Origin of the sequence: Calothrix sp. FACHB-168, from assembly GCF_963889195.1 — a bacterium.
In the GTDB taxonomy this organism is placed as follows: Bacteria; Cyanobacteriota; Cyanobacteriia; order Cyanobacteriales; family Nostocaceae; genus Aulosira; species Aulosira anomala_A.
In genome coordinates this window covers 1-20,387 of record NZ_CAWPNJ010000053.1, presented here as the reverse complement: position 1 = coordinate 20,387, position 20,387 = coordinate 1, and the positions used below count along the sequence as shown (strand labels likewise).

Sequence of the window (20,387 nt, the reverse complement as noted above, 5' to 3'; positions counted from 1 at the left end):
TTTCAAATCTACTACTTTTCTGCACAATCTGACAAATAAATAATACTTGAAAGACAGACTTATATTAGCTCAATGACATAATTTCTATGTTTATTCTTCAAAGGAGAATGATATGACACAACAATCAGATTTTCTAGCGGAATTATGCGATTTTTTATATCCGCGTAGTTCTTACTACGGACAATTTCAGCCAGAGTATGTAGTTTTTAATGCCAATCTCCAAGAATTCTCGCTGCGAGTAAGTTATATTTGCGATTTGCAAACAGGTGGTAAAATTTCTCCAGAAGAAGCTTACAAACAAATTCATGTACTCTGGAAACAATTAAAACGAGCTAAAAAAGAATTACATATTTAAGTAGGCGCGATCGCTTTGAGGAAGATTTATGGCGATTTTAAAACTAGAAAATGGCACTGAATACCAGGATTTACCAGAAATTACCAGAGAATTGGCAGCTTTGGATATTCAACTCAATCATTGGGATATAGGAAGCGATCGCCAATTACATCAATTATTAGCCCAAGATAGCCTCAACGAAGCCGAGAAAGAACAAGTACTGCAAGCATTAGATGGCTATTTTCAGCAATTGCAACAAACAGCCGGCTATCAATCGCGAGATTTGATTGTACTCCATCCCAGAATTGCCAACTTAGATGAGTTACTAGTTAAATTTGCATCAATTCACACCCATGCTGATGATGAAGTGCGCTACATCATCGATGGCGAAGCAGTTTTTGGCTTTGTCCGTCCTGATGGTAGCCAAGTAGAATTAACAGTGCAACCACAAGAATATATTAACGTCCCCGCCAATACCGAACATTGGTTTCATCTGACGCCAGCCAAGCGAGTCAAAGCCGTGCGTTATTTTATCAGCACGGAAGGCTGGGTTCCTCAGTATACAGCCAAAGAAATTCGTATTCCTCAAGCTGTAGGCTGAAATAGGAACAACAATCGAGACTGGGAGGATAAAAATTGAGGCGAATTGTCTTTTGCGACTTTGACGGAACGATTACAACCGAAGAAACCTTTGTCGCGGTGCTAAAAAAATTTGCACCAGAACTATCAGCAAAATTACTGCCCCAAATGTATGCCAGAGAACTGACACTGCGACAGGGAGTCAGACAAATTCTCGAATCAATTCCCGCTTCACGCTACAGCGAAATTTTGGAATTTACCCAAACTCAACCAATTCGCCCCGGATTTGTCCAACTACTCGATTTTCTGGAATTTCAGGGAGTACCATTAGTTGTGATTTCTGGTGGTTTGCGGGGAATGGTAGAAACTGTTCTTGATAGATTAGTGGAACGAGTTCATGGGATCTATGCGGTAGATGTAGATACTAATGGTTCCCACTTAAAAGTTATTTCCCCCTATGAGGGAGGTACAGAACTAGTCGCCAAAGTCGAAATCATGTCTAAATACCCAGCTTATCAAAAGATTGCGATCGGTGATTCCTTAACCGATTTAAATATGGGATTGCAAGCTTCTGTGATCTTCGCACGCGATCGCCTAGCTGAGTATTTAGATGAGCAAAAAAAACCCTACATTCCCTGGGATAATTTCTCACAAATCCGCGAACATCTAGTGAAAATGTGGAAATGACAACCCCCAACCGCACAGATCCGCGCTTGGAACTCATCAACACCGCCCGCAGCTTTTATCAACAAGGATGGATGGTAGGAACAGCCGGAAATCTTTCCATCCGCCTAGCCGATGGTAGCTTTTGGATTACAGCTAGCGGTCGTTCTAAAGGCGAATTATTACTGAGTGAGTTTGTTCGCATTGATGCCAGTGGCAGAGTTCAAGCATCATCAATTAATGTCAAACCTTCCGCCGAAACTGCGATTCATCAAATACTTTATACCCTCTTCCCAGAAGCACAAGCTTGTTACCATATACACTCAGTTGAGTCTAATTTAGTTACCAACTTTACCCCAGAAGATGACCTTCCTTTACCACCTTTAGAAATGCTCAAAGGCTTAGGAGTTTACCAAGAAAATCCTAGTTGTGTAATTCCCATCTTCAGCAATCATTTGCAAGTTTCCCGCATCGCAGCAGAAATTCAACAGCGCTTTACCAATATCCCGCCACAAATTCCCGCCCTCCTCATCCGCAATCATGGTGTCACAGTTTGGGCATCTTCCCCCTCAGCAGCCTGTAATTATATCGAAATAGTAGAATACCTATTCCGCTACATGGTTGCTGCTCGCAGTCTGGGAATTTAGCAGGAAAGGAAAAGGAAAGGCTGTGATTTAGGGAGCATCCCAAATGTGCAAAAACGCCCTCACCCTATAAGGGTGGGGCTAGAAATACGAAGCCTGCCTTGGCAGGCTTTGTTGGTATAGCAATACCCTAGAAGGGTATTGCGTCAAAATTGGGATGCTCCCGTGATTTATACCGCCTTTCCCTCTTCAAATCGCTACTTTTTCTCAATCCTATTCCACTCAACCTGAGTAGATTCAACGCTAGAAGTGGGAATAATCACATCTTTTCGTTTGGGTACTTGAACTCTCGTCCCAGGTCGTAGCACATTACCATTGACGACGCTGTTTCTTCCAAGGGTTGTGCCTTTGGTGGTGTAACCTGTTGCCAAAGCCGGTAAGATACTATTCCCTTTTTTAGCAACTTCGTTCACAATCATTAACTCTGCAGGAGAAGCTTCTCGTGGTGTTCCCACAAAAGGTTGGGACAGGTCACTATCTACCACACCAATCAGACGATTTTGGTAAGTGAACGCATATCCAATTTGCTGTAAAGAAGAAAGAGCCATTCCTTTTTCCTGAGCAATCCTTTTCGCTTCTTCCTCTAAGTTGAAAGTCTTGTCTCGTTCTTCAGCTTGCAGAAGATTACGAATCTCTTCAAAGGCTTGTTTTGGTTCCCGGTCGGCTGCAATCTTTTGGGCTTGTTCCAAGGCTTGAGGAGATATAGGCTTTTGGACAAAAAGGATCTTGTCAGAGACACCTTTTACTTCAACAGCATCAACTACCAACTGTTCGACAACCTGCGCTTTCTCTCCTCTCCAACGTTCAGATTGGAGGCGATATCTTTCTGGATTAGCATTGGGAGGAGTTAACCCAGCCTTTCTAACCTCGGCAGCAGATGGATTAGAGCCAATGAGGGTAACAAGGTATTGAGTCACTTTGACCACGTTAGAAGAGGCGCTAATCCGTTTTATTTCACAAGGATTTCCCAGGAAGTCTAAATTCCAGACCCCTCTTAAACCCCATTCCGAGTCTTGGTTAGAGCCAACAGTATAGTCTCCAACTACACTGACATTAGATGCACAAGATACAGCCAGCGCCATTCCTCCAGAAATTCTTGCTGCTTGTCCTTGGGAAGTCTTGGCAAGAGAGTACAAGCGTTGAGCAGCTTCTGCTTGAGCAAATACAGAGACTTTTTCGCCAACTGGACGCTGAACTCCTCCGATAATTCCTACATTTCCAAAAGCAGTCTGAGAAACTTCATCTCCGCCGGTGTTACCAAAACCAACGACGTTACTATAAACCCCGATATAGCTGTTGTGGCGAACAGACTTTCCAGGCGCATTAAATACAACTCCAGTAGTTACACCTCCTACTCCAATTGCTTTAGATGGTGCTACAGGATTGTATGTAGCTTGTCCAAAGAGGAAGGTATTTTTAGATAAGCGATAGCTTACAGTACCTTCAACTCCCGCACTTGCGAAGGTACCACCTCCCGCAAAAACGGAACCAGAAACATTTGTATGACCTACTTTTACCCTTCTGATTCCAGTAAGTTGTATGGAAATAGGTACTAGGTTACCAACGTTTTTACCTTTAGTTTCTACTGGCGTTTCTGGATTGGGTTGAGGGTTTGGTTGGGGATTACCTTGAGGATTATTGGGATTGGGTTGTGTATTCGGATTGGGGTTCGGATTAGATTCAGGATTGGGATTAGGTTTCGGATTGGACTCAGGATTGGGGTTAGGTTTGGGATTAGACTCAGGATTGGGGTTAGGTTTTGGATTGGATTCCGGATTGGGGTTAGGTTTCGGATTGGATTCCGGATTGGGGTTAGGTTTCGGATTGGATTCCGGATTGGGGTTAGGTTTCGGATTGGATTCCGGATTGGGGTTAGGTTTCGGATTGGGGTTAGGTTTTGGATGAGATTCCGGATTGGGATTGGGTTGGGGATTATGTTGTGGATTAGGTTGTGGTTTTGGCTGGGGATGTGCGAATGCAGATTGCGTCACCAAAATTAACAACAGATTAGATAATGCAACAGAAGCTTTATGAATCATCAGATTCTCTCCTCACTTGTGTAGATTTAAAACTCTCTGTTTTCATGGTTTGAGTTAGCAGATATCAGAAACAACCACCCAAACTAGCTCATGATGACAAATGCCAAAAAGGCTATGAAAATCACTTGATTGGGAGCAAATGATGGGTAAATTGTCTCTTGCAAGCCGTAATATATGCATTGACTACCTATTCCCAAAATACAAAATTTGAAAATTCTATTTTTTAGACAAAAAATAGAGAAAACAGAATGAAATATGCCAAAATTATGATTGGCAACTTAATCAAAGATGCAAAAGCAACCTTTACAAGATCTGCAAAGGTTTTACTAGAGATTTCTCAACCAGCCTATGTACTTAGTTAATAAAAAACATGAAGGATTTCAACTCTGAATTTTTGTTAGATACTATCTCAAAGTTGATAGAATTATTCAAACTAAATTTGTCTGTCAAACTACAAATTAATTTTGTAGTTAGCTCTAGCACTACGATAATTTTTTGAGAAAATTAAACACCTTATTTCATCAAAAAGGTGTTTTCAGATATTTACTGGCGTCAAAAAATCAAAATAAGGGCTGATTGCAGATGATTACTATCCTTGGCAATTTCAAGTGTTTTATATAGTAACAATCAACGCTGCTATTTTGAATCTCACAATTCGACTAATTGTCAAAATTACCTCACAATATGTAGACTTATTTACCCTGATTTCTTTTTTGGAGACTCGAAAACATCAGATAACTTTTGTACCTGATGACATAGTTCAATAGCCTGTTTCACAAGCTGCTATAAAAGCCTGTATTTCAGACTGCTTGACAATTTTTATTAATTTCCAAAAAATAGTCTGTAAACCTTACAAAATAAGGGTTTGAGCGAATAATATTGATGTCAACTATTTACTGAGAAAAATAACGCTCAAATACTTACCCTATATACATCTGAGAGTTTTAATCTTGCTTTTATCCGTTCACAGCAATCGGAACTAACTAAAAACTGTGAATCTCTTGAACTTTGGCTGATGCACTCAAAAACAAAATTCATATTTGTTAGTGGAAATGCTTATAGATATTCTTTTACCATATACTTATCTGGTTTTTATATAAGTTACACACATATTCATCTGGCATATATAGGGTTGACATAATATTCGATATATGCGTTTAGCTCTAGTATGAAAAGATTGCTTAGTCAGGAAACGTTAATTTATGACTGAAAGTTGTAGCAACTGCAAGCATTTTCACCTTGTCAACTCAAGTCGGGGTATTAACTCAATAATTATGTGATTAATTTTACATAATTCTTCCGAGGGTTTTAAACACTCTTGTTAATATTGAGTTTTGTTTAATAAAAAATTGATTATTCAATCAAAGGATTTTTTGTTTAAAAAGCTATTAAAAGGTGTTACTTAAAAATAAGCGATCGCATTTAACATGCTATTTATTTTTGAAGCTGCACAAAACTATTTTTCTCTAATGCAAAGTTAAGTAGATTTTTTTTTCAGTTCCATATCTCCCCAAATAATTCAGGACTTACGTAAAATCATGAAAAAACGAACCACGAAGTACGCAAAGAACACGAAGTAAAGAGAGTTTGGGAGAGTTATTGCGTAAGTCCTATAATTATGTGTATCTTCATATTAAATTGGTATTATACTAATTTTAAAAAAGAATGCGACAGATGCGTAGGTTGGGTAGAAGGTCGTGAAACCAAACATATACAAGGCTTTGGGGTGTTGGGTTTCGTTCCTCAACCCAACCTACATTTGTAGCGATCATTCTTCAAATTGGTATTAGGTGAAATAAAATCTTTCTATTAACTGTAGCAACAATTAAAAAATGACAAACCAAACTATTCGCGTTGTAGCCCGTGTTGTGGCTTTACCCGATAAAATAGAAGCACTCAAAGCAGTTCTGTTGGAATTAATTGAACCAACCCGACAGGAAACAGGTGCTATCACCTATGAACTTTTACAAAATCAGCACGATCCCACAGATTTTACTTTTGTTGAAGAATGGTCTTCTAACGAAGCATTAAATAATCATTTAGATTCGCCCCATCTCCAAGAAGCAGTAGCTAAATTAGAAGGTTTAGTAGCTACTGCACCAGATATTCGCCGTTATTATCTTGTGGCTTAAGTTAAGTCGGCGCGATTAAATATAACTTGTCATTGGTCATTTGTCATTGGTCAGAGACGCGATGAATCGCGTCTGTACAATTGTCTTCCTTGTCCCCCTTGTCCTCCTTGTCTTCCTTCCCTATTCCCTCACCCTCCTTCGCTAAATTCTCCGGTAATTAATAGCCAAATTCGAGAAGGGAAGTAGCCTTGTACGGGATTTTTCTGAATTGATTTTGCTAGAATTGCGCCCAATAATCCGCGACGTACTTCTGAATCTGTGACGCCGGAAATGCTTTGTGCCCTGGAAAAATTAATCATGGCTGTATCGTAATCATCCCGATTAGCAGCAGCTTGAATTGCAATTCGCATCAATCGGGCATATTCTGCACCATAGCTGGGGTTAATCCACAAACCATTGGGAATGCAATCTCCGGAGAAGACATTACCTGCTTTACCTGTGATTTGGCTGACGCATTTAGTTTTATCTTGAGCAGCGACATCTGGTAGATTTATTACTGTGAAAGTGGTAATAGTCGCTGCTCCTACTATTACTAAACCCTGATTAAGATAGTCATTTGTCATTTGTCATTTGTCATTGGTAAGCATTTCTAGTTTATTTACCATTTATTTATTGATTTTTGTTTATTTACACCGACTTACAACAATTCATATCATATTTGTGATGTGTTCATATATTTTTAGAGGGCACGGCAATGCCATGCCCCTACTGATTTGTAATAAGTGGGAATAGGATATAAAGAAAAACCAATGCCCAATTCCCCATGCCCAATGCCCGAAGCGGCGGGGCGAGTAAACCCAAATATCCATGAGAAAATAGAGTTTCCCGCCGCTTTTAATTAACTGCGTTTTTGCGCTGTCGGCTGAGAACCGGCAGTTACAATGACTACATTCTCTGGTTTAATTAACTCCTGAATGACTTTTTGCACATCTGCCATAGTTACAGACTCAATTTGGCGGGGAAATTCTTGGATTTCTTGAGGTGAAAGTCCGTAGACATCATTGTCCAAAATAATGCTAGCGACAGCGCTGGGATTAGCTAAATCTACAGGGTAGCTGTTGCTAATTGAGCGTTTGGCGGTGTTCAATTCTGCTTCAGTTATCCCTTGTTCCCGCAGTTGTTTAAGTAAAGCTAGGGTACTAGCGATCGCTTTTTCTGCATCTTGGGGATTTGTCTGCATTTGAATCAAGAAGGGGCCGGGGTTTACTCCCGCAGCAAAGCCGCTGTAAATACCATAAGTTAAACCTTGGCGATCGCGTACTTCGGTACCTAAGCGACTAGATAAGGTATCGCCACCCAAAATCTGATTCAGGACTAAAGCTGCATAGTAACGCGGATCTTTGCGGGAGATGCCGTTATAACCAAGGTAGGTGACTGCTTCGGCTTTACCAGGAATTACTTTATTCAAGCGTGTCAAGGTTGTGGGTAACTCTACAGGTGGTAAATTGAGTTGTGGTGGTTTACCTTGAGCTTGCCATTTACCGAAACTTTGATTAAGCAAGTCTTTCACTTTGGCTGGATCAAAATCGCCCACTAAAGCGATCGTTGTTGTATCTGGGCGGTAATGTTGTCGGTAAAAGCGCACCACATCATCGCGAGTAATATTGTTTAAGCTTTCGACGGTAGGAAAGCTGTGGAACGGATGATTTTCTGGGTAAACTACTTGTTGGAAGGCTCTTCTTCCTAAAGATTGGGGATCGTCAAGTTGGACTTTCAAGCTAGTTAACACCCGTTGACGAGTCAATTCTAACTGGTCGGCAGGGAAGTTAGCATTTTGTGTCACATCTGCTAAAGTTTGAATTAATATGGGCAGATTTGCTGATAATCCTTGACCGCCAATATTGACGCCTTCGCGGCTAGCAGCAAATTCTAGACTTGCCCCTCTATCTTCTAAAGTTTCCGCCAAAGTCAAAGCATCTTGAGTTTTCGTCCCATTCATCAAGTTATTAGCTGTAAGATTCGCTAACCCAGCTTTTTGATTACCATCAAACACAGTCCCCGCGTCAATTTGTCCGCTTAAATTAATTGTCGGTACACTATGGTCAGGTAACAGCAGAACTCGTAAACCATTAGCTAAAGTAAACTGCTCTGGTAGCGCTTGTTGGCTATTGCTAGTACTAGAAGTAGCAGGAGGTAAATATTTAGCCAATTCTGCTGGATCTACAGGTTTACCAGGGCTAAAGTTTTCACTAGTGCGGCTAGAAGCGCCACTAGCATCAACTTGTTCCCCATCTGCTTGGGTTGGTTCAAAGAAGCCGATGGTTTGTTTAGCTGGATTGAGATAAGTTTTTGCAACTCGCTGTACATCTTGAGGGGTAACTTTAGCGATCGCTGCTAAATATTTTTCCACAAAATGATAATCTCCCGCGATCGTTTGGTTATACCCTAATTGGTTGGCTTGACTGGTGATATCCTGGTTACCCAAAATAAATGAAGCTTGGAGTTGGGTTTTAGCGCGGTTTAATTCTTCGGTCGTTACTGGCTGTTGTTGCAGTTTCACCAAAGATTGTTGCATTACTTGAGCAATTTTGCCTAATTCTTGACCTGGAGCTGCTGTAGCATTCAGTTCATACCAACCCGGCTCTATTAATTCTGCGGCGCTACCACTCACAGAGCTAGCCAGTCCAGATTCTACCAAATCCTGATAAAGGCGAGAACTACGTCCACCAGTTAAAATCATATCCATGACATCAATTGCCGGAACATCAGGATGTTTTAAATCTGGTAGCGGATAAACAGCTTGCAGTAATGCTGCACTTCCTGCTTCTTTCAAGACAATTGGCGTTTTTTGTGCAGTCGCAGCACTCACGGTTTTCTTAGGTTCCTGTATTCCTAAGTCTTTGTTGGCTCTCGGCGTTACTTTACCAAAAGTTTCTTTAACAGCTTTGATTGTCGGTTCTGTGGTAAAATCCCCTGTAATTACCAAAGTAGCATTTTCTGGGCTATAGTACTTTTGGTAATAATTACGTACCTGCTCTACCGTAAATTTCTCCACATCAGCTTTTGTCCCGCCTACAGGTAAACCATAAGCACGGTTAGGAAAAGCCGCTTGCATCACTGCTCGGTTTAAACGATAGCTCGGTGAGTTTTCATACCCTTGTAACTCAGATATAACTACCCGTTTTTCACTAGTGAGTTGCTCAGTGCCAATCAAGGAATTTTTCATGCGATCGGCTTCTAAGGTCAGCAGTGCTTCTAGTTTATCTCGGCGCACCGTGCCAAAGTATACCGTTTCATCGTAGCTAGTAAAAGCATTAAATTGACTGCCTAAAGCACTAAATAACCGCCCAAATTGCACCGGACGCTCTTTTGTACCCTTAAACATCAAATGTTCTAATTGGTGAGAAATGCCACTTTCTCCCTTACCTTCATTACGAGAGCCTACTTTATACCATACCTGCACGCTAACTACAGGCGCTGTATGTATTTCTTTAGTTAGTACAGTTAAGCCGTTATCTAACACCGTCTTTTTCACCCCTTGGGAGAGTGAAAGAGTAGATACAGGTGCTACATCTGGGGGTGTTGCAGCATTGGTCAGATGACCAGAAACCGGTACAGTACTAAGCAGTAGACTGAGTAATAACCCTATTAGCATGTATGAGCGTAGCTTCATAAACATCAAAAATGGAAATTCTCAATTTAACTGAGAATAAAAATAAATGGTAGCAATTTGAAGCTTGGGAGAGGGAAGAGGTAAACCGATAATTAGCATTGTTCTTTTTTGACTGCTTACTTCAGTAAATACACTGCCAATGCAGATATTGTTCCTTAACAACACATCATCGCGGGCACTGTGAGAAAATAATTTTGTTGTCCTATCAGCAATGCGATCGCATTAGAATTATGATTTCTACCATCAAGCGCCGCTACACGTTGGATGAATATCGCGCCATCGAAGAAAAAGCAGAAGGACGCAGCGAATACCGAGATGGAGAAATTGTACTTATGCCTGGAGGAACGCTCCAACACAGCCGGATCGGTGGGAATATTTTTGCCTTTCTCAAGTTCCTACTACGCGATACTCAATTTGAGCCAATTAACAGCGATTTACGTCTGTGGATTCCTGAATATCGACGCGGAGTATATCCTGATGTTATGGCTTTTGATGGTGAACCTCAACTGAATGCGGATCGGTTAGATGAGGTTTTAAATCCTATCCTGATTGTTGAAGTACTTTCTCCTTCTACCGCAGATTATGACCGCCAAAATAAATTTCGTATATATCGCTCAATTCCTAGTTTTAGCGAATATTTATTAGTCGAACAAGATGAACCATTTGTTGAACGCTATAGCAAGCAATCTCAAGGTTGGTTGCTCAGTGAATTTACTGGTTTAGAAGTATCAATTCCCTTGGATTCAGTGGAAATTGAATTACCAATGGTGGAAATTTATCGCGGTGTAGTGTTTGAGTAAAAGAGCTTTGGTTGAAAGAGCGAGCGCTCAGATTGTTTTGTAAAAGTCAGCATAAATGTATATTTGGTATTTTATTCAAAACTTGAAAATATATATAAATTTTAATATGCATCTCAATTTAAAATAATTATGTCAACTTCTTTCTAGATTAAGTTTAATTGCCAATTCTAGTAATTTATCTAAATTTTGATGTACTTTATCTAAGCCAACTTCATCAATATAACTATCAGTCGGTATTGGTAAAGCATTAGCTTGGCGGCTGGTTTGTGTCCAATAAGTAAGAGATTTAACAGTCTTCAAATCCGCCTCGAAGTTTAGATACATTCTACCTATACCTGTTTGTTTATTGAAGCGTAGGAGCCTTTTGAGAATTGGTAGCCATAAGTAAAACTGTAGATAATTGATTTGAGTCGGCTGAGTTTTTGATATTAACTTTAACTGACATATAGGCTTTGTTTTACCTCGTCCATAAAATATACTTTTTCCATCCTTTACTTCTCGGATACGTTGATCGTAGCCTAGCATTTGCTCTCTCAGCCTTAACACCTCAATTTTGGTCACAGGAGAAAGTGTATCCAAAAAGTTAACTAACATTCTGGGTGGTTTATCAATGAGGATAACTTTAGGTGTAACTACTTCTTGATTTTCTTGAATTTCTCTAAAGGGAATAGGTTCTTGTATGGTAATCTCCTTACGACCTTCAAGATATAAATGTAAATAAAAATTATTTGTCTGATTTAAAATAGCGAAGCGAATAAACTCAATTTTTAATATGCTATAGCGACGGTCAATAAAATTATGTTTATGGAAATCGGGAGCAATGGCGATAAGTCTAATTGGTTGGCTATAGTCTATCAAGTCTGGAAAAGGTTCTTCTAATTTGAGACTGTGATAGTAGCGAGTCAATTGATGAATAACGTAGCGATCCTCACAATTTTTGAGTTCTAATACAACCAGTTGATTATTATTATCTTTAGCAAGAATATCGCAATATTCACCATGAATATTAAATTGACGTTTCAGAGGAATCAAATTTAAAGCCTGTTCTAAATTCTGCCAAATAAAATCTTCTAAGAGATATTCATCATTAAACATCCAACCTTGTTGGTTTTTTCTCAGCACAATCTTCAATCCTCATCACTTTTATCTTCAATCAGTTCCATTCCCATTGCGATTGGATCAAAATTTTTACTAAATTTTGTTTGATGATTGTAGTAAGAATATCGCAAATCTACAGTAGTAGGGGCAGGTAATTGTATCTCTCGTAAGTCAGCATCTGAAAAATCTGATCCTTGGGCGTAAAAACTCTTAAAAGTTACTTTATAAAAATTGCATCCACGAAAATTAGCATTAGAAAATTTACCAGATAGATATGATGAGGTTAAATTAGCTTTGGTAAAGTTTGATGCTGTCAAATCAGTATCATATTCAGACATCATGATATTTTGTAGTTTTGCCTGGATAAAATCAGAACCTCTACAAGAACAACGTGCTAAATTTGCTCTTGTTAAATCTGAATTACTAAAATTACATTGGTCAAGCCTACAGCTAGATAAATCGGCTCCTTGTAAATAACAGCTACTAAAATCCGCACCAGTTAAATTTACTTTTAATGTTGGTGTTCTATTAAAAACAATAGCTGTCAGGTTAGATTCTCGAAGAATAATTTCACTTAAATCGAGATATTTAACTTCTTGGTCAAGAATATTTACTGTTACTCCACGTAAGTCTGAACCAGAAAAGTTACGATGTCCTTTTGCATAAAGTTTGAGTAATGCTTCAAGTGTTCTTACTTTTTGTGGAGGTTGTTGCGAAAATGTGAGATTACTAGTAGATTCTTCAGCCATAAAATTTAATAATTTAACTTGGTCTCCAATATGGAGTTTACCCAAGCAATTACAAACAATTGCAATTCTTTATCTACTTTGCATAAGTTCGCTATTTTCAAAAAAAGAGCGTTGCTGTATGAAGGAATGAAAATTAAAAGTTTGATTTCTCAAACTCCTACTCTCTGCGCCTTTGCGCCCTGCGTGAGACAAAAATCATTACATCCATCAGCAACGCCAAAAGTTTTATTACTGATGAGCTTCCATATACGCTCGCAGTAAAGTGTTAATTTGAGTCTGATAACCACGCCCTTGAGATTTAAACCACTCTAAAACATCACTATCAATGCGTAATGTAACTTGAGTTTTAGTTTTGGCATTGGGTAAGCCTCGTTTAACTGTTGCTTTAGCAAAAAGTTCTGGGGTAATCTCAGGACAATCAGATAAATCTATATCTTCATCACTCATAGCATCTAAGCGTTGCCAATCAGTCTGCGATTTGTTCAAAGTAGGTTCGTTGTTCATATTTGGTGGCTTTTCTAGCAGAAATTATCCGGGTGCGATTCTCTCGTTCTGTATTGACAATGGCAATAACTCGCCCTTGTAATAAGCCAAAAGAGACGAATCGCTGCTCTCCGTAGCTAAAGCGATCGTCTTCAATGGTAACGATATCTCCATCAAAAACTGATGGAACATCGATAAAGTCAATTCCATGCTTACGAATGTTAGCAAGACGTTTGTCTTCATCCCATTCAAATTCCATAGCTTAATTGTAACTACATTTTGTAGTTACAAGATACAACTACAGCATGGTGCAAATAAAGTCAGTCTCTCAAACAAGCAAAGGAGACATAACAAAATCAGCATTATTTTTGTTTACACTACAGCCGCTTCCAAAATTGCACCTTGCATTCTCCCCAATGCATCAATTAAGCTTTGCAATTGTAAATCGGCTTTCATCACAGCTAAACCCCGCACTGTCACCTTCCCAGGAGAGTAGACAAACCGGGTTTTGAGATGATCTGGTAAGTTGGCTGCGAGTAAATTCCAAGCTGGTTCTTCCATTGGCGTTTCTAAAATTACATGCTGTTTGTTTTCTGGTTTAATGCGGCTAAATCCTAATTTCTTAGCTAGCTGCTTCAGTTCCATAACGCGCAATAATTGACTTGCTGGGACTGGAATTGCACCATAGCGATCGCTCCATTCTCCCGCAATTTGTGTTAATTCTTCTTTCGATTTCGCTGCGGCGACTGCGCGATATGCACTCATCTTCTGATCGACATCGGTAATGTAATCGGCGGGAATAAATGCTGTGAGGTTGAGGTCAATTTGTGTATCGTCAACTTGGGGAATTTCCTGTCCGCGAATTTCCCGAATCGATTCTTCCAGCATTTGCATATACAAATCAAAGCCGATCGCATCCATTTGACCGGATTGTTCTGCACCTAGCAAGTTACCTACACCCCGAATTTCCATGTCGCGCATGGCTAGTTGATAGCCAGATCCCAATTGGGTAAATTCCTGAATCGCTCGTAATCTCTGCCTTGCAGCTTCCGATAATGTGCGTTGCTGGGGGTAAAATAACCAAGCATGAGCTTGAATTCCTGCCCGTCCTACCCGACCGCGTAGCTGGTATAATTGCGATAACCCAAAGCGGTGAGCATCTTCAATTAAGATGGTGTTAACTCTGGGAATATCTAAGCCAGATTCAATAATTGTTGTACAAACTAAAATATCTGCATCACCATTGTTAAAGGTGAGCATGGTTGATTCTAGCTGTCCTTCATCCATTTGACCGTGCGCTACAGCAAATCTGGCTGAGGGTATGATCTCTCGCAATTTTGTGGTTGTCTCTTCAATTCCTTCTACTCTCGGAACTACGTAAAATACCTGTCCGCCTCTGTCTAATTCTTGACGAATAGCTGTGCGGATGGTCTCGTAATTCATCTGGGCGAGGTGCGTTTTAATCGGTCGTCGGGATGGGGGTGGTGTGGTAATTAAGCTCATTTCCCGAATCCCGGATAAAGACATGTATAAGGTACGGGGAATGGGTGTAGCGGAAAGTGTCAGCACATCTACCTGGGTTTTCAGGCTTTTAATTTTCTCTTTTTGGTTAACGCCAAAGCGCTGTTCTTCGTCAACCACCAACAATCCCAAATCGCGGAAGGTGACACCTTTACCTAAAAGTTGGTGCGTACCCACGACTACATCTAATTCCCCCGTTGATAACCGCTTTTGAATTTCTCGCCGTTCTTCAGCAGTGCGGAAGCGGTTGAGTAAACCGACATTAACCGGGTAAGGTGCAAAGCGTTCCTTGAGGGTGTGGTAATGTTGCTGAGTCAAGATAGTTGTCGGCGCAAGTAAGGCGACTTGTTTACCTGCGGTGACAGCTTTGAAAATGGCGCGAATTGCGACTTCTGTTTTCCCGAAACCGACATCACCACAAACTAAACGATCCATTGGGCGATCGCTTTCCATATCTCTTTTCACATCTTGGGTAGCTTTAAGCTGGTCTGTGGTAGGTTGATAAGGGAAAGAATCTTCCATTTCCTCTTGCCAAGGCATATCTTGAGGATAACTAAAGCCTTGTTGTTGCGATCGCGCTGCATATAATTTCAGCAAGTCTACCGCTAATTTCTTAATCGCTTTGCGGACTTTGTTCTTGGTATTTTCCCAAGCTTTCCCCGTCATTTTATGCAATTCTGGCGCTTTATCGGCGGTAGTCCTAAACCGGGATAAAGAACCAACTTGATCGGCGGCGACTCGCAGCAAACCGTCGGCATATTGCACGACAATATAATCGCGGGTTTCATCGTTAATTGTCAGACTTTCTAACTTGACGAATTTCCCAATCCCGTGACTTCTGTGAACTACATAATCGCCTTGACGCAGCTTATTCGGATCTACTTGCTTTGAAGCAGCTTGACGACGCTTGCGGATATAGCTGGGAGTCGCTAAAGAATGCTGTCCGTAAAATTCCCTATCTGTAACTACTACCAAGCGGAATGTCGGGAGAATAAAACCTTCTAATTCCGCCAAACCAGAATATTTCAGCGCTACAGGGATATGGTTAATTTGTAGCTTTTCAATCGCTAGGTAATCGCGGGGATTGGGGATAAACTGCGCCGGACAATCGTGTTCTTGGAGTAGGGAAACAGAACGGGAAGGTTGCGCCGAAATTAACCAAGTCGAGAAATTGCGATCGCGTTCTTGGCGTAATGTGTCAGCTAATTTCGCAAATTGATGTGGTGTAACGGGAACCGGTCTACTAGCGAGATTAATTCCCGTATTTTCTTCTGCTAGTTCCGACAGATATATTTGTTTAAACTTCGCCGCAACAGCTAAACAATCATCAAAAGACCGATGAATTTTTGGTAATTGTAACGCACCAAGCCCAATTTCCCCAGTTCCTAAAGACCATTGTTCCTCAGCATTTTCTACCCAGCGATCGCTATGAGCGTGACATTGTTCTGGTTCATCAATGGCAACTAAAGTATTTTCGCTCAAATAGTCCAAAAGTGAAGCAGGTTGCTCAAAAGCCAACCCCAAAAAGCGACGACTACCTTCGAGTTTATCGGTGTCAAATTCCGACTCCGCACTCAGTACTGTTACCTCAGGAATATTCTTCAATTCAGCGCTGACAATCGCTGCAAAACTAGTAGGAGTGAGAATAATTTGGTTAACTTTATCTAGCGCAGAACGTTGAGTTGCGGGGTCAAATTCCCGAATTTGCTCAATTTCATCGCCAAACCATTCCAAGCGCACAGGTAACTCTGACGCTACAGGAAAAATATCAACAATATCCCCCCGACGACTCCATTGTCCTTCTGTTTCTACTAAGGGAACTCGTTCATAACCCAAAGTAGTAATTTTTGTACTGAAGGTATTTAAATCAAATTCCATCCCTTTCTTTAACGTCAAGCAAAAAGGAATGAAAGCCTCAGGCGGCGGTAAATGGGGTTGTAACGCCCCTGTAGTCGCCACAATGGCAATTTTTGACTGTTGACCGTTGACTGTTGACTGTTGACCGTTGACCGTTGACTGCGCCGCACTGAGCTTGTCGAAGTGTTGACTGTTAGATTCTTGAATTTTGACCAAATCAGCCAAAACCTGCATTTGACCCCAAGTCATTTCCGTTTCTGGATCAAAGGGTTCATAAGGCGAAGCTTCCGAAGTCGGGTAAAAATAGACATTCTTCCAACCCATCGCTTCTAATTGTGCATAGGCGCGTCCCGCTTCCTCCAAAGTGGCACAAACCACAAATAAATTATTTTCCGAACTTTGCGCCAGTGCAGAAGCGACCAAACCCTTAGGAAGGCGAGGAATACCATTTAACCGTAAATCTTGTTGACGATTAAGTTTAGAAAGTAGTTCAGTAGTTAAAGGCGATCGCGCTAAAGCACGCACAATAGAAGAAAATGCCATAAATTTTAATGTAAATGCAAGTCGTTGTGAGGAAGCTGATGTCACTTATTTTAAATACTGTTAACAGCCCCCTGAACTTTTGGCTCAAAGAATTTGACAAGGGAAGGAAGGGAGACAATTGTACAGACGCGATTCATCGCGTCTCTGCCCCATGCCCAATGCCCAATGCCCAATGCCCCATGCCCATTACCCAGTACTTTATGTACAATTAAAGCGTTTATAGATGCACCTTTAATACTAGATACTAGGAATTAAGCCAAGTTCGCTCTTGATAGCGGCAAATATAAAGATGTCCTCCATGACTTTTGAAATTTTAATCATTTTGGTATTAATTATTGCCAACGGGGTGTTTTCTATGTCCGAGATGGCGATTGTCTCGGCACGGAAGGTAAGATTACAACAAATGGCTAATCAAGGAGACCTGAAAGCCAGAGAAGCGTTAAAGCTGGCTGAATCTCCGAATCAACTTTTTTCTACTATTCAAATTGGTATTACCCTCATTGGAATTCTGACTGGTGCTTTTGGTGGCGCGACAATTGCTGAGAAATTAGCGGTTTATGTCAAGTCCATACCGTTTTTAGCACCTTATAGTCAACCATTCTCCTTTGGGCTAGTGGTTTTAATCATCACCTATTTGTCCCTGATTGTAGGCGAATTAGTCCCCAAGCGATTGGCTTTAAACAACCCGGAAGGAATTGCAGCCTTTGTGGCGATTCCCATGCAAGCTGTAGCGGCGATCGCATCTCCCGCAGTTTTTCTTTTAAGTGCTTCTACGGAAATGGTTTTGCGGGTGTTAGGAATTAGACCATCAACAGAACCGCAAGTTACGGAAGAAGAAATCAAAATTTTAATTGAGCAAGGTACCGAGGCGGGAACCTTTGAGGAAGCTGAACAGGATATGGTAGAGCGAGTTTTTCGCTTAGGCGATCGCCCTGTCAGTTCTTTTATGACACCCCGCCCGGATATTGTCTGGCTCGATTTGGAAGACAGCGCCGAAGAAAACCGCCAAAAAATGGTTGACAGCGCCTATTCCCGCTACCCAGTCTGTCAAGAAGGACTAGATAATGTCTTAGGTGTAATTCCCGTTACAGATTTATTAGCCAGAAGTTTTAAAGGTGAATCTTTAGATTTAACTGTAGGCTTGCGACAACCGGTATTTGTCCCTGAAAGTACCCGTGGTTTAAAAGTTTTAGAGTTATTTAAGCAAACCGTTACTCACATGGCGCTGGTAGTTGATGAATACGGAGTCATTCAAGGACTAGTCACCCTCAACGATATTATGAGTGAAATTGTGGGTGATGTGCCAGCCGACCCAGGACAAGACCAACCCCAAGCCGTACAGAGAGAAGATGGTTCTTGGCTATTAGATGGAATGTTACCTGTCGAAGAATTTTTAGAAATCTTTGACATGGAAGAATGGGAATCTGAAGAACACGGTAGCTATCAAACCTTAGGCGGATTTGTCATCACACACTTAGGACGCATCCCCGCCGCCGCCGATCATTTTGAATGGGAAGGAATGCGCATTGAAGTCATGGATATGGACGGTAATCGAGTCGATAAAGTATTGGTAATTCCCAAGCCCAGTAAATCGGCAGGGTAGAGACGCGATTAATCGTGTCTCTACAATTGGGCATTGGGCATTGAAACAATTTTTGATTTTGGATTTGCGATTGTATTTGAATCTAAAATCCAAAATCTAAAATCTAAAATTCCTAGCCCCTAACTCTGAGACAATCGCTTCACCTCTTCCCCCACTAAAAGCTGATGTGCTTGCGTCAGTATTTGGGGGATTTTATTTGCATGGGGACTAGCAGCTAAACAATTGCTTAAGTCTAATTCGGAAATGCGATCGCTTTTATTACCAGGAAACCAGTGACTAGCATTACCTAAGAGGTTGTAGCGCATTTTGGCGTAGTCTATCATGTCGTAGACGATCGCTAAATTCCACAGCCATAAAATTACTGGAATATTTACTTCCCCTGGTGTTTGTTCCCAACTGGGTAAATTTACGCGCCAGGTTTTCGCCCAGTCTTCACCTAAAGTAGCGATCGCTTCTTGTTCTAACCTAGCCAAAATTGGCGGTAAAATTTCATCTGCTCGCTCTAGCAAGTCCAAAGTTTTGATATGTTCGTCAAAATCTTGGGGATTTGCTGCGCCTATACTCAAGGTATGCACTTGGGGATGACTCAGGCAAAATAAATTGTTAAACACCATTGGGCTTAAAGGCGCACACAAATTGACTAATTTTTCTGGTGCTTCATACAGCATCCCGCCTTTATTCGATGGACTAATAATAAACACACCCATATCATGCTCTGTAGCGGCGGTAATTGCTGGCCAGTTCCATTGATTAATGTAATACCAATGCAGGTTAACATAATCAAATAGATTGGTATTAATGGCTTGCACGATTGTATCTGTAGAACCGTGGGTAGAAAAGCCAATAAATCTCACTTTCCCTTCAGCTTGTAACTGCTGTGCCACTTCTACACAACCACCAGGACGGATGCTGTAATCTAAACTCTCGTCATGATTAATGCCATGTAGCCCTAGTAAATCTACGTAATCTAGTTGGAGATAATTAAGCGATCGCTCAAATGTCTCGCGGAATTCTTGCGGATCTGCAACTGGGCTAACTTTCGTTTGCACAATCAACTTCTCACGGGGGAATTTCGGTAATATTCGCCCTAATTGCATTTCCGAAGTGCCATAACCACGCGCCGTCTCAATGTGATTAATACCTAATTCAATCGCCCGCCGAATAGTTGCTTCTAAATTATCCTGATTATCTTGGGGAATCTCATCAGGGGAAACATCCTGCCATTTGAACTGATATCTCATCCCACCACAGGAAAACACTGGCATTTGTAACTCGGTGCGTCCAAATCTTCTGTATAGCATTAATAGACGTTAAATTAGTTCTGAAGTTAAAATCTCAATTTTTCAATTTAACGCATCAACCAGAACTAACAGTTCACAATGCCATGATTCTTGATTCCCTAGCACAGTATGAGGAATTCAATCGAGTAGCAATTAATACTAATTCAAGAAAGAATGCGATAGATTGTAGGGGCACTGGCACTGCCATGCCCTCTAGAATATTTTGATGTATCGCAAACATTATTGAAATCAGTATTAATTAAATATGAGTCTTATTAAATACAAAAAGAGACCGTAATTTACAGTCTCTTAAAAGTTTTACATCTTACACTAGACTAGATTAATTAAGTGAAGTACCTACAGTGACGCTTCGCGTACACAGTAGGCTTCCCGTCTCATTCGCCGTTGCCTCGTTAAACTCATGTTTAATTTGGTCTTACACAGCGTCT

General features: G+C 40.7%; 16 protein-coding genes. 7 read left to right on the top strand and 9 right to left on the bottom strand.

Going from position 1 to position 20,387, the window contains the following annotated elements:
• Nucleotides 1-112: 112 nt before the first annotated feature.
• Genes AACW45_RS28760 through mtnB form a run of 4 tightly spaced genes read left to right on the top strand, consistent with a single transcriptional unit; the run spans nucleotide 113 to nucleotide 2,223 of the window.
• Nucleotides 113-355 (top strand): DUF7219 family protein, encoded by a 243-nt coding sequence (locus AACW45_RS28760; RefSeq protein ID WP_190636317.1) that lies wholly within the window; start codon nucleotides 113-115, stop codon nucleotides 353-355.
• A 28-nt stretch (nucleotides 356-383) separates the two neighbouring features.
• Entirely contained in the window at nucleotides 384-935 is a 552-nt protein-coding gene (locus AACW45_RS28755; RefSeq protein WP_190636315.1) for a 1,2-dihydroxy-3-keto-5-methylthiopentene dioxygenase, read from the top strand.
• A 35-nt stretch (nucleotides 936-970) separates the two neighbouring features.
• Entirely contained in the window at nucleotides 971-1,600 is a 630-nt protein-coding gene (locus AACW45_RS28750; RefSeq protein WP_190636312.1) for an HAD-IB family phosphatase, read from the top strand.
• Nucleotides 1,597-2,223 (top strand): methylthioribulose 1-phosphate dehydratase, encoded by a 627-nt coding sequence (gene mtnB, locus AACW45_RS28745; protein ID WP_190636309.1) that lies wholly within the window; start codon nucleotides 1,597-1,599, stop codon nucleotides 2,221-2,223. The genes AACW45_RS28750 and mtnB overlap by 4 nt, the downstream gene beginning before the upstream one ends.
• A 194-nt stretch (nucleotides 2,224-2,417) precedes the next feature.
• On the opposite strand, the gene AACW45_RS28740 is transcribed toward mtnB, so the two are convergent.
• Entirely contained in the window at nucleotides 2,418-4,259 is a 1,842-nt protein-coding gene (locus AACW45_RS28740) for a hypothetical protein (protein ID WP_190636307.1), read from the bottom strand.
• Between the two features lie 1,832 nt (nucleotides 4,260-6,091).
• Between AACW45_RS28740 and AACW45_RS28735 the strand changes: the two genes are divergently transcribed.
• Nucleotides 6,092-6,391, top strand: coding sequence for a putative quinol monooxygenase (locus tag AACW45_RS28735; RefSeq protein ID WP_190636305.1), 300 nt, complete (start codon nucleotides 6,092-6,094; stop codon nucleotides 6,389-6,391).
• 128 nt (nucleotides 6,392-6,519) lie between these two features.
• Here the strand turns inward: AACW45_RS28735 and AACW45_RS28730 are convergent, their stop codons facing one another.
• Nucleotides 6,520-6,954 (bottom strand): hypothetical protein, encoded by a 435-nt coding sequence (locus AACW45_RS28730; RefSeq protein WP_190636303.1) that lies wholly within the window; start codon nucleotides 6,952-6,954, stop codon nucleotides 6,520-6,522.
• Between the two features lie 275 nt (nucleotides 6,955-7,229).
• Entirely contained in the window at nucleotides 7,230-10,004 is a 2,775-nt protein-coding gene (locus tag AACW45_RS28725; protein ID WP_190636301.1) for a M16 family metallopeptidase, read from the bottom strand.
• 230 nt (nucleotides 10,005-10,234) lie between these two features.
• Here AACW45_RS28725 and AACW45_RS28720 point away from each other — a divergent pair, with 230 nt between their 5' ends.
• Nucleotides 10,235-10,804 carry a Uma2 family endonuclease gene (locus tag AACW45_RS28720; protein ID WP_190636357.1) on the top strand — a complete coding sequence of 190 codons (570 nt, stop codon included), beginning with the start codon at nucleotides 10,235-10,237 and terminating at the stop codon, nucleotides 10,802-10,804.
• 132 nt (nucleotides 10,805-10,936) lie between these two features.
• Here the strand turns inward: AACW45_RS28720 and AACW45_RS28715 are convergent, their stop codons facing one another.
• The 5 genes from AACW45_RS28715 to mfd all read right to left on the bottom strand — a co-directional run bounded on the left by AACW45_RS28715 (nucleotide 10,937) and on the right by mfd (nucleotide 17,055).
• Nucleotides 10,937-11,926, bottom strand: coding sequence for an endonuclease NucS domain-containing protein (locus AACW45_RS28715; protein WP_190636299.1), 990 nt, complete (start codon nucleotides 11,924-11,926; stop codon nucleotides 10,937-10,939).
• Between the two features lie 5 nt (nucleotides 11,927-11,931).
• Nucleotides 11,932-12,651 carry a pentapeptide repeat-containing protein gene (locus AACW45_RS28710; RefSeq protein WP_190636297.1) on the bottom strand — a complete coding sequence of 240 codons (720 nt, stop codon included), beginning with the start codon at nucleotides 12,649-12,651 and terminating at the stop codon, nucleotides 11,932-11,934.
• 228 nt (nucleotides 12,652-12,879) lie between these two features.
• Nucleotides 12,880-13,137: a BrnA antitoxin family protein gene (locus AACW45_RS28705; RefSeq protein WP_242045765.1), complete on the bottom strand. Its 258-nt coding sequence runs from the start codon at nucleotides 13,135-13,137 to the stop codon at nucleotides 12,880-12,882.
• The gene (locus AACW45_RS28700) at nucleotides 13,118-13,393 is read right to left on the bottom strand and encodes a BrnT family toxin (RefSeq protein WP_190636292.1); all 276 of its coding nucleotides are present in this window, start codon (nucleotides 13,391-13,393) and stop codon (nucleotides 13,118-13,120) included. Before AACW45_RS28700 ends, AACW45_RS28705 begins: the two co-directional genes overlap by 20 nt.
• A 113-nt stretch (nucleotides 13,394-13,506) precedes the next feature.
• Nucleotides 13,507-17,055, bottom strand: a complete 3,549-nt coding sequence (gene mfd / locus AACW45_RS28695) for a transcription-repair coupling factor (protein ID WP_190636290.1) — start codon at nucleotides 17,053-17,055, stop codon at nucleotides 13,507-13,509.
• A 289-nt stretch (nucleotides 17,056-17,344) separates the two neighbouring features.
• On the opposite strand from mfd, the gene AACW45_RS28690 reads away from it, so the two are divergent.
• Nucleotides 17,345-18,658: a hemolysin family protein gene (locus tag AACW45_RS28690; RefSeq protein WP_190636288.1), complete on the top strand. Its 1,314-nt coding sequence runs from the start codon at nucleotides 17,345-17,347 to the stop codon at nucleotides 18,656-18,658.
• 119 nt (nucleotides 18,659-18,777) lie between these two features.
• On the opposite strand, the gene AACW45_RS28685 is transcribed toward AACW45_RS28690, so the two are convergent.
• Nucleotides 18,778-19,959: an aldo/keto reductase gene (locus AACW45_RS28685; protein WP_190636286.1), complete on the bottom strand. Its 1,182-nt coding sequence runs from the start codon at nucleotides 19,957-19,959 to the stop codon at nucleotides 18,778-18,780.
• Between the last annotated feature and the right edge of the window lie 428 nt (nucleotides 19,960-20,387).